Below are 14,804 nucleotides of genomic sequence, written 5' to 3'. Positions count from 1 at the left end.
CAATTAATGACCTCGTTGGCGATGCATTTGGCAACCGACAATCGGAATTTCAGCCGATTTTATCATCCCCAACAAAAAGTGGATTGGGTAAAGGTTTTGCCCGGTGGGTTGTACTGTACGATGCGACAAGAGGTCATTTGTACCGGTTTAGGTTCTTGCGTTACCGCCTGTATGTGGGACCAAGCGGCCAAAGTTGGAGGGATGAACCATTTTTTATTGCCTTTTGATCAGCATTCACAAATTGATCACTGGCATCCTGATGATATTGCTTCAACCGCCTCTCGTTATGGTTGCTATGCGATGGAGCTACTGATTAATCAGTTGATCAAAATGGGGGCTGAGCGTCAGCGCTTACGAGTAAAACTCTTTGGTGGAGCACAAATGCTGGGTTTTAAAGCCATGATTGGCCAGAAAAACATAGATTTCATCAAAAACTATGTTGAGCAAGAAAGGCTTATTGTCGAAGCCAGTGACTTGGGGGGGGACGAACCGAGAAAAGTCATTTTCGAACCCATGACAGGTAAAGTGTGGCTAAAAAGAATTCCATTGACCGAAGTGAGCCGGTTAAGTTTTCAAGAAAAGGTTTATGCCACACAGTTGGATCGTAAAGCGCATAAAGAGAGTGATGATGTGGAGCTATTTAAATGAAAAAAATCAAAGTGCTGATTGTCGATGATTCTCCCGTTTTTAGAGCACTGCTCTGCGAGCTGATTAATGCTGACCCTATGTTAGACGTCGTCGCAATGGCACAAGATCCTTACCAAGCCCGAGAGCTTATCAAGCAGCACAACCCTGATGTGCTAACGCTAGATATTGAAATGCCAAAAATGAATGGCGTGCAATTTTTAAAAAATATTATGCGGTTACGCCCTATGCCGGTAGTGATGATTTCAACCTTGACCCAGCATGGCGCTCAAGCCACGTTAGAAGCATTAGAGCTTGGTGCAGTGGATTACTTCCCTAAACCGTCGGTCGAAAACACGGCTGAAATGGCAAGTTATAGGGAGCTGGTGAACGACAAAATAAAAATGGCGGCAGGGGCAAATGTCGTTCAATCGCATCATTCTGCGGCGGTTAATCAGGTCGAACTGATAGCGGCTAGCCACCAAGAGGCGCGTTATCAGTTGATCGCGATTGGAGCCTCAACGGGCGGAACAGAAGCATTAAAAAGCATATTCTCTGTTTTACCAGCAGGGTTGCCACCGATCGTGATCACTCAACATATCAGTGCGATGTTTACTCGCCCCTTTGCAGAGCGTTTGAATCTTTGTAGCGCCGTAGAGGTGAGAGAGTTGTCCGCTAATCAAGCACCTTTAGTGAATGGATGCGCTTATGTTGCTCCCGGAGATAAGCATCTGATGGTGATAAAAAAAGGCACTCACCTTTACTGTCAAGTTGACGATAGACCTGCGGTCAATCGTCATAAACCCTCAGTAGATGTGATGTTTGATACGGTTGCTGAAAATGTGGGAGACAAAGCCATCGGTATCCTCTTAACCGGGATGGGTAAAGATGGAGCGCAAGGCATGCTCAAAATGAAGTTGTGTGGCGCATTGACTTTAGCTCAAGACGAAAAAACATCAGTGGTGTGGGGAATGCCCAAAGCGGCAGTAGAGATTGGCGCAACACAGAATATCAAAGCGTTAAATGCCATACCACAATGGATTTGTGATGAGCTCTATCGCTAGTGTTGTCTCATTAAATAAGCTCAACATAGAGAAGCAAGGAATGGGTGATGATAAATAAAACAGTGACACCAAAAGCAAAATATATTTTAGCTTTAGTTTTGCAGCTAATGGCCCTTTTTGCCGTCATGCTTCACTCCCCTAATTTATGGAGTATGGGGCTAATGATTTTTGCAGCAGCAATACCTTGGCTAGTATTGTCTATGAATTTTAGTGAACAAAACAAAGCTAAAGCCAACCAAAATAAGGTTGAAGAAGAGTCCACTCTTGAAACGCAGCAACATCTACAGAGTATTGAAAAACTGTTCAAAGAGACGCTACCTAAAGTGAGTAGCCCTTTAACCATGCAGCACACCGTGATTGAAGGTTCAGTAGAGACATTAAATAACGCATTTTTTGGCTTGCAAGATATCAGCCAAAAACAGAGTCACGTCTCAAGTACCTTGGTCAATAACTTATTGGCAAACCAAGGCAGCGAATATGATCTCACCACCGTACTACCAAAGACTGAGGCGATTATTGATGGCTTTGTACAAATTCTGATTGATATTTCGGAGAAAAGTATTTCAGCGGTACACAGCATTCACGACATGTCAGAAAAATTGGATATGGTATTTAAACTGTTAAATCAAGTGAGAAGCCTATCGGAACAGACCAACTTATTGGCGCTGAATGCGGCGATTGAAGCGGCGCGAGCGGGCGAGGCAGGGCGAGGCTTCGCGGTCGTGGCTCAAGAGGTGCGCGACTTGTCGGTTAAAGCAAGAGCACTGAATACTCAAATTGAATCAGAAATTAATGTTGCTCAACAAACAGTACAAAGAGCAAACAAAACCGTTGGCGAAATGGCATCGATAGATATGACTCACGTGATTGAGTCGAAAGAGAAAGTGGACCACATGCTGCGTGGTGTCCAACAAGTGAATATAGAAATAGAGCAAGAAGTGCAAAAAATTCAAGAATTAGGACAAGAATTAACCCAGCAAGTGAGTAATGGCGTCCGTGCCCTTCAATTTGCTGACATTGTGGTTCAACAAAGTGATTATGCGCATGCGTCTATTGATTATTTGCAAGAAGCAAATGAGCTATTGAACGCTTTACTAACACAAAGCATGACTAAAGCAGCATGGGCAGAACAACTTCACCAATTGACAGAGCGCCTGCACAATCGAAGTGGTCCCGCCGCAATCCAAACTAATATGGACGAAGGCGAAGTCGAGCTGTTTTAGGAGGGAGTACGATGAGTATAGAAACTGAAATAGATAGCAATGCGAAACACATTACTATCGCGATTGATGGTGCTTTTGGCTTTAACCTAGTTAAAGAATTTCGTAATAGTTATTCACCCTATCGAGGTTTTAGATTCACCATTGATTTACGCAAGGTGGATTATATTGACAGTGCTGGTCTTGGCATGCTGCTCAATATGCAGAAATATCTTGAGCAAAGTGATGGCATGATCCGAATTACCAATACCTTACCCCAAATAAGGAAAATCTTACTGATTTCTCGATTTGATAAAAAATTTAGTATCGAATAATGCTTAAGGAGTGAGCCGATGCGCGTAACGATTGTTGATGACCATAAATCAAATAGAGAGCTCTGTCGGTTTATTTTATCGCCTATTGTTGAGCACATAGATACCTTCGAAAATGGCGCTGATGCTGTTGAGGCGATGCTCGTCATGGACGTCTTACCCGACGTTATTTTGTTGGATGTGATGATGCCAGTTAAAGATGGTTTCACCACCGCAAAAGAGATCCGCGACTCTTTTCCAAATCACCATATCCCAATTATATTTTTGACCGTGCTTGATGATCATGATTCGTTTGAACGTTGCTTATCGCTGGGCGATGATTTTATTCTTAAACCAGTAGAACGAAGCGTACTGCTCGCTAAAGTGCAGGCTCATTACCGTATTGTGAAAATGCATAATGAAGTCACTCAACAGCGAGATAAACTCAATTATTTCAACGAACAAGTACAATATGACTACGCCATCGCCGAATCCATTTTCACCAACTTAATGGAGGAGATGAGTGCAAAAGTCAGCAATATCTATGGCATCAGTTATATCTCCACACCTTCGACCATTTTTAATGGTGATCTCATCATTGTGGCGAACCGGCCCTATGGTGGCGTCTACATCATGATCGCCGATGCCACTGGGCATGGATTACCTGCCGCGATTTCAACGATCCCTGCTACGCGTACTTTTTTTTCAATGGCTGAAAAAGGGATGTCGCTTGGCGAAATGGTCGCAGAACTTAATAGTGCGCTAGTAAAGTTTTTGCCTGTTGGCATGATGCTTGCGGCCAGTGTATTTGAGATACGAGCCAACGGCTTCGAGGTTTCGTGGTGGGGAGGTGGTTTGCCTGATGGTTACTTACTGGATGAAGAGAGCAACATCGTTCGTCGTCTCGTTTCCACACATATGCCGCTGGGAGTTCTGGATGCTGATGAATTTGAAGTAAATTTAGTTCATCTCAAATTAAAACCTAACCAAACTATCCTCTGTTATACCGACGGTATTACCGAAGCGATGAATGAAAACGGGGAACAATTTGGCCAGTTGCGACTCGAACAAGTTTTGCAACGGAACGGTAAGACTCAGATTTCAGATTTGTACGATGAAGTATGCCAGTTTTCCAATCGTGGCCATGGTGATGACCTCTCAATTCTTTCAATGACATTTCCAATTACCAATAATAATGAAATATTAGCGTCGCAAAAAAAACAGTTTCTTAGCCATATACCAATGCAAAGCCATCTCTTTTTTCCTGCTTCAATTCTTAAAAAGATTTCAATTATGGTCGAGATGCGTAACATTGTTCGCGGTTTTATCAGTGGTGGCGAGCATCTTGACCTCGTTTGCTCTGTATTGTCAGAACTGTTTGCTAATGCCATTGAGCATGGGTTATTAAAACTTAATTCTTCACTAAAAGATGACCCAGATGGATTTCTCACTTTTTACCAACGACGTGAAGAGTGTATGGATGAGTTAGATGAATCGTTATGGATTAAACTAGACATTGATTATGACCCAACGGTGGGACAATTGAGCTTTTCACTTGAGCATAATGGCGAAGGCTTTGACTACCAACATACGGTTGCAGACGGCAACTGTACACACGGTCGAGGGATTATTTTGGTCTCTAAATTGTGTGAGTCATTGGAATATTCAAAAGATGGTTGCACTGTTAAGGTGACTTACGCCTTTAACAGTAAACATGATTTTCCGATATTGTCTTAATACTGAACAGATTATTTACACTGTAAAATTCTGCGTAACTCATTCTTTCGTTTATTTTTAGGTTATATAGTTCGTTTCGTCGTGACTAAGTGATGTAGCCCTTAATTTGGTTGCCTAAAGATTTAGTCCATACTGTAAATTGTATACACTGCCATACGAACGGAATCTAACCATATGGGTTAAGTAGTATGTGGAAACGCTTAATTTCGCTTTCAGAGGACAAAAAACAAGTCATTGCCCAGTTGCCTGGGACGGAGTCCATCGACAAAAATTTTGACCAAGCAGGCTTGAAAGAAGCATTGTTTGAGTTATCTGCATCGACATTTTTCTTAAATGAAACTGAAGTTACCCGCTTTATCAACTGTGCAAAAGAGGGTAAGGGTGAAGCATTCTCTGGAATCACCATTGCAGAGAAAAAGAACGCTTCGGTTGAGATTGAATTTAGTGATCGAGATATGTTAGCCAGCATGGTTGTGACGGGTGCATATGGTGGCAGAGCATTGCGCGGTAGTGAGTTGGTGTATGCATTGGCTCATTCCCACGTGACAAAAGGCATCAACAAACTGGCTTTAAAGAAAGTGTTAATGGTAAGTAATACCTTGAAGCCAGGGGAAGTATACACTCAACCTGTTGCGCAGGGGCGCGAACCCATTCAAGGTAAAGACGCACAATTTGTTCCTTTGGTTGAGGATGTCAGTAAGCGCGTGTTAGCACCGACCAAAAAGCAAGGACAGAACAAAATTGATATGCGCAACTTAGGTGAAACCATCACTGTTGGTCAAGATGATGAAGTGATGCATCGAATTCCTGCAACCAAAGGAACGCCAGGCTATACCGTGCAGGGAAAAGTGCTGGATCCTAAACCAGGTAAAGACTCGGCCTTAGTTGCAGGAAAGGGGTCTTACATCTCACCCAATGATCCGAATGTGCTACTGGCCAGTCAAGCGGGCATGCCTATCCTGAAAAGTAAAACGGTTGATGTCGATAACGCTTTATGTTTAAACAACGTCAGTGTAGCAACTGGCCACGTGAAATTTAAAGGATGTGTTGTCATCACGGGCGATGTCGAGCCTGGGATGATCGTGAGAGCGACGGGCTCAATCACCATCGGTGGGTTTGTTGAGTCTGCTGATGTTCAAGCCCAAGGTAATATTGATGTTGGTAAAGGCATTATTGGCCATACGGTGTTTGATGATGAAGCAAGAACGTGCATTATCAAATCAGGAGGCTCTATCACGGCTAACTATGCTCAATTTAGCGAACTGCAAGCGGCAGATGACATCAATTTAGCGGTTCACAGCATGAGCAATGAATTGCGCTGTGGCAATGATCTAAAAGTATTAGATAGTAAAGAGAAGCAAGGCACACTCAGCGGTGGTCACGCGAAAGTTGGTGGTAAGATCGTTTGCTTCAATCTAGGCGTTGAAGGCGATACTGCCACGGCTGTGCAGGCTTTTGCTCGTTATGCTGTGTATAAAGAACGGGTCGCGAAACACAAAGAACATTATAAACAAGCGCAAGAAGCGACGATGGAAGTGATCCGCCGTGAGATTGAATTTAAGAAAAAGCCTAAAGCGGAACGCTTGGAAGAGGAACTGCTAAAAATTGATGAATTTAAGAAACAGACTAATGATCGTTTAGAAAAAGCAAAATTGGCGTTGGATATGCTGGGAGAGGAGTTTGAGCAATTGCTCGAAATGAATACGATCGAAGTCAAAAATAAAGTTTATACCCATGTTTCGGTGCAATTTGATGATGAGCGGATCATCACCAAGCGGGCTCATGGCGCTAGTATCTTCTCATTTAACCAGTATGAGATTAAATGTGCTTCGATGCTTGAAGATGAAGATGTCGGAGGGATCTAACATTCTTATCTCAGAGTGCTAAGCAAAAAACGAGGCATTTTGCCTCGTTTTTTGCTTAGCATGTTATTTCTAGTAAGGTGGCTATTGCACTGATCTCACTTTGCCCTGTTTGAGATCGTTTAACACCATCGATTTAGGACCATCGGCAATGACACAGCCTTTCTCCATCACAATGACGCGATCAACCACATCGAGCATTGACGTTTTATGAGTAATTAATATTAACGTCTCACTTGGCGTCAATTGAGACAGTTGATGTTTGATGTGCATTTCAGAGCGATTGTCCATGGCGCTGGTGGGCTCATCAAGTAGCAAAACGGGTGGGCGTCCGAGCAGTGCACGAGCAATGGCTACCGCTTGCCTCTGACCACCAGACAACAACAAGCCGCCTTCACCCACTTGTCGTTCTAACCCCGCAGGGTCTTGCTGTGTGAACGCGGTAACTCCCGCTCGGTTAGCGGCATCCATCACATCTCTATCATCAACTAAGGGACGCCCGAGCGTGATGTTATCGCGAATTGAACCGTAAAATAGGTTGCTGTCTTGAGGTACGCAACCAATATTACGTCTCACATCAATGTGATGCAGTTGCGCGATATCGGTGTCATCAATGCGAACATTCCCCTCGGTCGGTTGATATAACCCCATGATAAGGCGCTCTAAGGTGGTCTTCCCTGAGCCGATGCGGCCTATGATCGCTACTTTTTCACCCGGATGAATCGTTATACTTAAGTCACGTATTGATGCAACAGGCGCATTTGGATAGTGAAAAGTGATTTTGTCTAGCTCAATTTTACCTTGCACAATCGGACGATGAATATAGCGTTTACCTTCTTCTTGCTCATCGGGCATTTGCATCACTTGCTCAATGATTTTTAAGGACGATTTGGCTTGGTTGTAGCGTGTTGAAAGTAATGATAGTTGCACCATTGGGCCAATCGCACGGCCGCTGAGCATGGTTGCCGCGATGAGCCCACCCATGGTTAAATCGCCGTTGGATATCAGATAGACGCCTAAGATGATCATGCCAACGTTCGCGGCTTGCTGAACAAAACCGGCAGTATTTTGAATACCATCAGTAATTCGACGGCTTTTAATGTTCCAGTTCGCCATGTGCGCGACCGCTTCTTCCCAGCGATACTGAAACTGACTTTGAGCGCCAAAGAGTTTCACTGTTTCAAGTCCAGCTAAACTTTCAATCAGGTTGGCGTATTTTTGTGATGCCAGTCGAGAGCCCTCTTCAATCGCCCGTCGTAGAGGTGCTTGGATGAGCAGAGAATAGATAGCAATGATCAGTACACCGGCGATAGGTACCAGCACTAAGCTGCCCGCCATTAGCCAGATCAGCACTAAAAAGAGCAGTGCAAATGGCAGGTCAATCAATGATGAGATGGTTGCTGAGGTAAAGAATTCGCGTATGGATTCGAACTCTTGTAAATGTCGTGCAAACGCACCGACAGAGGGAGGACGAGACTCCATTCTGATCCCCATCACTTTACTAAAGAGCTTGGAAGAGATCAGAATGTCAGATTTTTTGCCCGCTACATCAATAAAATAACTGCGAAGTAGTTTGAGGAGCAGATCGAATAAGAAGATCACAAAAATCCCGCTCGCTAATACCCACAAGGTTTCAAACGCAAGGTTAGGCACGACTTTGTCATACACTAAACGGCTGAACATTGGTGCCGCAATGGCAAATAAATTGATTAAAATGGAAGCGATCAACACATCGCGATAAATGTGCTTTGACTGCCATAACGTACCCCAAAACCAGTGGCCATCACGGGTCTTTAATATTTCTGGTGATCGCTCGTCATAGCGAAACTGTTTTTTCACCATGAAGTAGCGGCCAATATAGCGTTCAGTCAGTTCCTCTAAGGGAATAGCTACGGGGATTAGACCAGACTCCGCAGTGACGACCTCAGCTTCTTGATTCGCTTCGTTGATGCTGCTGAGCACACAGGCTTCACCGCCTTTTAAAATTAAGATAACGGGGAAAACCAATTTTGGGATTTGATCCAATGCTGAGCGATTTTCCTTGGCGATTAATCCCGCTCTTTCGGCGGCTCGAGGAAAGAGAAAAGGCGTCAGTTTCCCATCTGATAAAGGTAGGCCGTTGATCAGTGCTTCTGGGGAATTCGCCAATCCATAATAACGACTCACATAGATAAGCGAATTGAGTAGCGTGTCTTGCATTACATCTGACCTTTTTTATTTATCCACAATAAAGCCTTGGAAGACTTCTATAAAATGCTCGGAAAGGAAATCAAGTTGAGTTTGCGTTTCTACCCTTGACGCAATTGTGGTGATTCCTAAATTGTGTGCTGTGCGAGAAATCGACGTTAAGGTGAATTTTTGCTTTTCATCGTCGAGATGGTGAGTAAATAGATAATCGAGTTTCACGTATTTTGGACGGTACTCGTTGATGTAGTCTAATGATTGGAAATTCCGGCCATAGTTATCGACACCAAAGTCTGCGCCAGCTGCTCTTATGGCATTACAAAATAGCGCCGTATGGTGAGGGGCGTTGAGGAATGCGTTTTCCGGTATTTCAAAGTGCAGGTTCTCACAGATAGAGCGATGCTTCGCCAGGGTCTGAGTGACCCAACGAATAAAACTGGGTTGAGAAAGGCTGCTTTGAGCGATATTAATGGCTAATGGTTCGTCTATCTCTCCCGTTTCGAGCTTGCGAATCATCGTTTCAATAACATATTCATCAAAAATATGGCTGGCATTGAGTTGGTCGAGTGCAAATAGGTATTGGTTGGCGCTGTAGCGTTTACCATCGTGCTCAATCGCTGAAAAAACTTCGCGGTGGAAAGTTTGTCCCCAGCTATTATTGGCTGACTGCAAACGGAAACTGAACCAATCGTTATGGATAGCTTCTTCAACCAATGCTTTCCATTGCTGTTTACCCATCACAGTTTGTTTGGTTTCACTGCTGACGAAGCCGTAAATCAGCTCTGGATTTGCAGTTGCAGTGGCTAACGCGTTGTCGAGCAAGGAAAGTAACTGCGTTGAAGATTTTGGTTCTTTATTATGAACAACACCTAAAGAGACTTTGGCTGATGCCATGCCAGTCGGGTCGGCTAGAGTGTCTTGCACAAAATTCATAATACTATCGGCGATGATTTTGAGTTCACTCTCTTCCATGTTGGGCAAAATAAAGCCAAACTCTTCGGTAGAAATGCGTGCCAGAGTCACATCAGGTGAAGTAATCGACACTTTTAGATGCTCAGCCAAATGGCGCACCATACCATCGCCTGCTTCATAACCCTTTTCTTCGTAAAGCTCTTTGATAAACTCTGCTTGCAAAATAGCAGCGCCACCTATGGCACTTTCTGATAGCCAGCTACTGAGTTGACTCATGTAATAGGCGCGGTTGCCAAGTTGAGAAACTGGGTCAATATAAGCACGCTCACGCAGTTGCTGCGCTTCTTGCGCCTGAGCTTTGAACGCTTTTTCAACCTGCGCTGACATGCTATTTATACCATCAACTACATAAATCAGATCTTTGGTCGCTGGCCGCGGTAGCGGTTCACCAAAATGGTTGCGTGCGACTTGCTCCATTTTTTCGACAATCATCTGTAGCGGGCGTAAAGCGCGCTTCAGAATGAAAGCGATGGCGGCAAGGCCAATCACAAAAATAGCGCTAAACGCGATAAGTAGCCGAATCAGCGCCTTCCATAATTGCGCATAGGCCTCGCCAGGGTGGCTGACAATTTCGACTTCAGCAAGCTGCATCCAACCACTGGTTACAACGCGTTGATCATGGATCGGTGCAAACAGGTGTAAATTGGTAAACCATTGCGGAACGTTATTAGGTTTTACAGGGTAAGATCGCAGAATCTCTTCGTCATCGTCTAGAAAAATCAATCGTACGACTGAGTAAGAGCTGCCATCAAACAAGGCATTGATAACCGACTCAACCGCAATCTTATCTTTCTTCTCCAAATAAGGTGCCAGCGCCAAACCGACGGTGTTGATGGTGTTGTTGACTTCAGAGCGCTGCTGCTGCTCTAAGTTGTTGCGGGTCGTATTGAATTCAATAATAAAGACTGAAGTCATCAGCATAATGAAGACGGCAATCATTCCCGCGACAAGTTGTTTATATAGCGTCATATTACTTACTCATCGTAACTTACAATTGGTTTATTCAATTTTAGCGAGCGTTCCCGTTCACGTAAGTCATTCCAAAGACTTAATCGTGAAGAGTCTCCTGCAAGCTGGCCATTTTTGGATTTCATTAGCCATAAATTTTTACCGTTAAAGCTGTAGATCGGTAACAGATCACGGCGTGTTGATGCTGGCTTAATCTCAGGATTTATATTGTCTAAAATTAAGGGCTCGGCATTGGGTGTTGAATAGTACGCAAGAACCATATGAAACTGATTTAATTCAATGGCTTTAACATACACGAGGCGCAACTTTTTATCATCGATACCCAGTTCAAGCAGGGAGAAGTACTTCGCAATTGTGAAATCTTCGCAATCCCCTGCGTTGCTTCCTAGAAACTCAAGTGGTGTCGCCCAGTAGTCATTTTTCCCCCATAAATCGATATCATTAACAAAGTACAGCTGATTGAAAAATCGATTTATTTCGGTCAATTTGTCACGTTCGGGAGCATTTTGGTGCTTGGCAATTTCTTTGCGCCATGTTTCGACGCGTTTTCCCGCTCTTGTGCCATAGGTAAGCGCGACCGCATCGACCCACTGCTGCTCTTTGGTGTTGAGCGCTTGGGGGGATGAGGGCATAAATAGCAATAAAACCAGTGGCAGCCAAAACTTCATCAAAAACCGTCAATCATGAATATATTAAAAAGCATAAGTGAACCTTACTCCCTTAGCGCATTTTTTTGTGCACTGAGTATGGGCTTTAGTAGATAATCCATCACGGTCCGTTTACCCGTAATAATATCAACAGAGGCCGTCATTCCTGAGATGATAGGCAGGTTAGCATCATGCCCTAAGCTGGTTTGATTGGTCCTTACTCGGACTAAATAATAGCTTTTGCCTTCTTCATCTTGAGTGGTGTCGGCACTGATATGCTCAAGTGTCCCTTCCAAGCCGCCATATTTGGTGAAATCATAGGCGCTGAATTTTACGATGGCAGGCAATTCTGGTCTTAAGAAGGCGATGTCTTGTGGGGCAATTTGCGCTTCCACAAGTAAGGTATCCTCTGTTGGAACTACTTCAACAATATCCATACCGGGCTGGATAACACCGCCAACGGTGTTGACGTAAAGCGTCTTAATCGTTCCTGTCACAGGCGATAGTACAACAGTGCGATTTACCTTATCTTCAAGCCCAACGGCTGATTCTGTGATTGCTGAAAGTCTATCTTGGGCTTCGTTCAGTTTGTCTTGCTGCTGTGAGCGAAACTTTTGAGCCGCATCAATACGGTTGAGCACCGCTTCGCGAATCGCTGATTTTAATACTGGGATGTTAAGCTCGCTGGTGGTCATTTCACGGCGAGTATCGTTTACTTGGCGCTGTAGTTTCAGCAGCTCAATTCGTGGCACGACACCTTCGTCTGCTAAAGGCTTGGTTATCTCAAGCTCTTTATTCGCAAAATCATAACTTTGGCGCAAATTTTTCACGCGCGCTTGTATTTCAACCAACTCTTGTAGCTTCTGTTTGACTTGTTGATCTAAAAGAGAAAGTTGGTTGCGTAAGTTATTAAGATCTTGCCGGTAGGCGGCCCTTTGTCTATTAACTAAATCGGGTTGGTTGTCTGTTAACAGCGGTGGAAAGGCGAGTTTGTTATAGTCAATTTTGACGCTATTTTGCCAGTTGTCATCATCAATTTCTTCGTTAATCATCACGCTAGTAATGGAAGCGGATAGCTGTAGAACACTGGCGGTAAGGTTAGCGACTTGTTGTTCACGTTCGCGGTAGTCTGAGCGGAAACGAGTGTCATCAATTAATAACAGTTGTTGGCCTTTTTGCACTCGTTCACCTTCGCGAACCAATATCTGTTTGACTAAGCCTCCTTCCAAGTTTTGAACCACTTGAACTTGCGATGACGGAACGACTTTGCCTTGTCCAACTGTCACTTTGTCGACCTGTGCCCATGAGGCCCAGACGATGGCTAAGAGAAAAAAACAGACCATAACCCAGAGCATCACACGTGCACTGTTGGGCGTGTTCAGTAGCAGAGCCGCCGTTTTGTCGTCTACGTACTCCAATTCTGTCGAAGAGAGTTTGTTATAACTCTTGTTGCTCATCGCTTATCCTTTGCGCCTAATCGTAGTGTATTTCCCTTTTCTACTTAAAGCTGTAGAAGGAGACTACAACTGTAAGTTGTTTGGGTATAGTTGCTTGATTTTATTACTTGTCTAGCAAAATGTTAAGGATTTGCCACTCATCATGAGATTACTATTCACCATTTGAATTGATTGTACTTCCTATTGCGTACGTTCTACAGAGTTTAGCTGTGAATTACTGATTTTGTTGAACCTTAGCACTCTTGAGTTATGACGATGATAGGCGCACAATCGTCAAAAATTTCATAAGGAGCAGAGATGGAACTTTCAGACATCCGCCGCGAATACATAAAAGGCGGTTTAAGACGCAAAGATTTGCTTTCAAATCCTATTGAGCAGTTTAACCTTTGGCTGCAACAGGCTATTGATGCCGGTCTTACCGATCCCACGGCGATGACAGTGGCAACGGTTGATGAAAATGGACAACCTTTCCAACGTATAGTGCTATTAAAAAATGTCGAAAAAGACAGTTTTGTTTTCTACACCAATTTAGGCAGTCGCAAAGCGCAGCATATTGAACACAACAATAAAGTCAGCTTGCACTTTCCTTGGCACCCATTAGAGAGACAAGTGCACATCACAGGAACGGCTGAAAAATTGTCGGCTTTTGAAAACATGAAATATTTTACTTCTCGTCCTAAAGATAGCCAAATTGCCGCGATAGCGAGTCGCCAGAGCAGCCGTATCTCAGCACGTGGTATTTTGGAAGGTAAATACTTGGAGTTAAAAAAGAAATTTGAACAAGGTGAGATCCCAGTTCCGAGTTTTTGGGGAGGATATCGCGTTAAAGTTGAATCGATAGAATTTTGGCAAGGTGGTGAGCATCGTTTGCATGATCGCTTCTTGTTTACGCAACATGATCAACAATGGGACGCTGAACGTTTAGCGCCATAAGGCCTGCTTGTTAAAAGTCAGTCGCAATGAATGCCTCATCTATATGGGGCATTCACTATTGAGTACCACGGATAATTGCGTTTTGAGCAAGGTCTTGGGGATGTTTGAGCCATAACCTTGGTCTAGAGCCATATCGATAAGTTGCTCTTTACTGTGGGCTGCAAATTTATGTCGCAATTTTGCTTCATAGCCTTCCACTGTTTTTATCGAAATCTTCATCACCCGAGCAATGTGTTTGGGCTTTTTTCCGTAAAGCAGAAGAAAAAGAACTTCAGATTCTCTTGTGGTTAGGGGCCCGGAAATGGGTTCTAGAACACATGTGGAATGCTGTGTGGTCGTTAAACCTGTTGCTCGGCATATCCAATGGCCTACTTCCAAAATAGCGGTATCAGTTAGCTCTTGCCCGAAAAAAATTGTACCTTGAACCTCACCTTGTGCGTTGAACCATGGGGTTTTGGTGAAAATATGAGCGCGCCAAGAACCGTCAGCATAGGGGTGGATATCCAGCACTTTTAACGGTTTTTTTGTGGAGATTACACATCGATCTTGTTGCTGGAATTCTGCGGCGCAAGCGGTTGTCGGGCTTGGCATTTCAAAGTCAGTTAATCCAATGCACTGTTTTGCATCACTAACACCAATTAATTTGCCATAAGCATTGTTTGCGTAAACAAAAACCGAATTAAGATCTTTGCAACCCCAATATCCCGGAAGCTGTTGAAACAATGAAATTTGTTCTGCGCTGAGGAAATTGACCATAGCGGGTTCTCCTAACAATGATATTGATATAATACCAATGGCATGGCGGGTTGTAATCCATAGCGGCATTTGAACATAAAAAAAGCCAG

At 43.8% G+C, this 14,804-nt stretch carries 12 protein-coding genes; 7 read left to right on the top strand and 5 right to left on the bottom strand.

What is annotated here, in order from left to right:
- Positions 1–6: 6 nt before the first annotated feature.
- The 6 genes from AACQ17_RS13655 to AACQ17_RS13630 all read left to right on the top strand — a co-directional run bounded on the left by AACQ17_RS13655 (position 7) and on the right by AACQ17_RS13630 (position 6,800).
- Positions 7–648, top strand: coding sequence for a chemotaxis protein CheD (locus tag AACQ17_RS13655; RefSeq protein WP_013868213.1), 642 nt, complete (start codon positions 7–9; stop codon positions 646–648).
- Entirely contained in the window at positions 645–1,688 is a 1,044-nt protein-coding gene (locus AACQ17_RS13650; RefSeq protein WP_017042334.1) for a protein-glutamate methylesterase/protein-glutamine glutaminase, read from the top strand. The genes AACQ17_RS13655 and AACQ17_RS13650 overlap by 4 nt, the downstream gene beginning before the upstream one ends.
- 44 nt (positions 1,689–1,732) lie before the next feature.
- A complete protein-coding gene (locus AACQ17_RS13645; RefSeq protein ID WP_017046870.1) occupies positions 1,733–2,911 on the top strand; it encodes a methyl-accepting chemotaxis protein in 1,179 nt (392 codons plus the stop codon).
- Positions 2,912–2,922: 11 nt separating this feature from the next.
- On the top strand, positions 2,923–3,222 hold the full coding sequence (locus AACQ17_RS13640; protein ID WP_013868210.1) for an STAS domain-containing protein: 300 nt from the start codon (positions 2,923–2,925) through the stop codon (positions 3,220–3,222).
- Positions 3,223–3,240: 18 nt separating this feature from the next.
- The gene (locus AACQ17_RS13635; protein ID WP_017044934.1) at positions 3,241–4,935 is read left to right on the top strand and encodes an ATP-binding SpoIIE family protein phosphatase; all 1,695 of its coding nucleotides are present in this window, start codon (positions 3,241–3,243) and stop codon (positions 4,933–4,935) included.
- A gap of 188 nt (positions 4,936–5,123) precedes the next feature.
- A complete protein-coding gene (locus AACQ17_RS13630; RefSeq protein ID WP_094146881.1) occupies positions 5,124–6,800 on the top strand; it encodes a DUF342 domain-containing protein in 1,677 nt (558 codons plus the stop codon).
- A gap of 81 nt (positions 6,801–6,881) precedes the next feature.
- Here AACQ17_RS13630 and AACQ17_RS13625 read toward each other — a convergent pair whose 3' ends face one another.
- The 4 genes from AACQ17_RS13625 to AACQ17_RS13610 are packed head-to-tail and all read right to left on the bottom strand — an operon-like array spanning position 6,882 to position 13,026.
- Positions 6,882–8,996, bottom strand: coding sequence for a type I secretion system permease/ATPase (locus AACQ17_RS13625; RefSeq protein ID WP_013868207.1), 2,115 nt, complete (start codon positions 8,994–8,996; stop codon positions 6,882–6,884).
- Positions 8,997–9,011: 15 nt separating this feature from the next.
- Entirely contained in the window at positions 9,012–10,922 is a 1,911-nt protein-coding gene (locus AACQ17_RS13620) for a bifunctional diguanylate cyclase/phosphodiesterase (RefSeq protein WP_094146880.1), read from the bottom strand.
- 5 nt (positions 10,923–10,927) lie between these two features.
- A complete protein-coding gene (locus AACQ17_RS13615; RefSeq protein ID WP_026027195.1) occupies positions 10,928–11,590 on the bottom strand; it encodes a transglutaminase-like cysteine peptidase in 663 nt (220 codons plus the stop codon).
- 44 nt (positions 11,591–11,634) lie between these two features.
- Complete coding sequence (locus AACQ17_RS13610) at positions 11,635–13,026, bottom strand: HlyD family type I secretion periplasmic adaptor subunit (RefSeq protein ID WP_013868204.1); 1,392 nt, start codon at positions 13,024–13,026, stop codon at positions 11,635–11,637.
- Positions 13,027–13,323: 297 nt separating this feature from the next.
- Here AACQ17_RS13610 and pdxH point away from each other — a divergent pair, with 297 nt between their 5' ends.
- Complete coding sequence (pdxH, locus tag AACQ17_RS13605; RefSeq protein ID WP_013868203.1) at positions 13,324–13,959, top strand: pyridoxamine 5'-phosphate oxidase; 636 nt, start codon at positions 13,324–13,326, stop codon at positions 13,957–13,959.
- A gap of 39 nt (positions 13,960–13,998) precedes the next feature.
- Here the strand turns inward: pdxH and AACQ17_RS13600 are convergent, their stop codons facing one another.
- Entirely contained in the window at positions 13,999–14,715 is a 717-nt protein-coding gene (locus tag AACQ17_RS13600) for a helix-turn-helix transcriptional regulator (protein WP_094146879.1), read from the bottom strand.
- Between the last annotated feature and the right edge of the window lie 89 nt (positions 14,716–14,804).

Source organism: Vibrio sp. V10_P2A27P122, assembly GCF_963874335.1.
In the GTDB taxonomy this organism is placed as follows: Bacteria; Pseudomonadota; Gammaproteobacteria; order Enterobacterales; family Vibrionaceae; genus Vibrio; species Vibrio anguillarum.
Note: the sequence above shows the minus strand (reverse complement) of the source record. Positions and strands in the feature narration are given on the sequence as shown.

Bases quoted from the DNA above. Each gene is read 5' to 3' on its own strand.
- AACQ17_RS13635 (WP_017044934.1), top strand. From the start codon at position 3,241: ATGCGCGTAACGATTGTTGATGACCATAAATCAAATAGAGAGCTCTGT.
- AACQ17_RS13620 (WP_094146880.1), bottom strand. From the start codon at position 10,922: ATGACGCTATATAAACAACTTGTCGCGGGAATGATTGCCGTCTTCATT.
- AACQ17_RS13625 (WP_013868207.1), bottom strand. From the start codon at position 8,996: ATGCAAGACACGCTACTCAATTCGCTTATCTATGTGAGTCGTTATTAT.
- AACQ17_RS13655 (WP_013868213.1), top strand. From the start codon at position 7: ATGACCTCGTTGGCGATGCATTTGGCAACCGACAATCGGAATTTCAGC.
- AACQ17_RS13630 (WP_094146881.1), top strand. From the start codon at position 5,124: ATGTGGAAACGCTTAATTTCGCTTTCAGAGGACAAAAAACAAGTCATT.
- AACQ17_RS13610 (WP_013868204.1), bottom strand. From the start codon at position 13,026: ATGAGCAACAAGAGTTATAACAAACTCTCTTCGACAGAATTGGAGTAC.
- AACQ17_RS13640 (WP_013868210.1), top strand. From the start codon at position 2,923: ATGAGTATAGAAACTGAAATAGATAGCAATGCGAAACACATTACTATC.
- AACQ17_RS13615 (WP_026027195.1), bottom strand. From the start codon at position 11,590: ATGAAGTTTTGGCTGCCACTGGTTTTATTGCTATTTATGCCCTCATCC.
- pdxH (WP_013868203.1), top strand. From the start codon at position 13,324: ATGGAACTTTCAGACATCCGCCGCGAATACATAAAAGGCGGTTTAAGA.
- AACQ17_RS13650 (WP_017042334.1), top strand. From the start codon at position 645: ATGAAAAAAATCAAAGTGCTGATTGTCGATGATTCTCCCGTTTTTAGA.
- AACQ17_RS13600 (WP_094146879.1), bottom strand. From the start codon at position 14,715: ATGGTCAATTTCCTCAGCGCAGAACAAATTTCATTGTTTCAACAGCTT.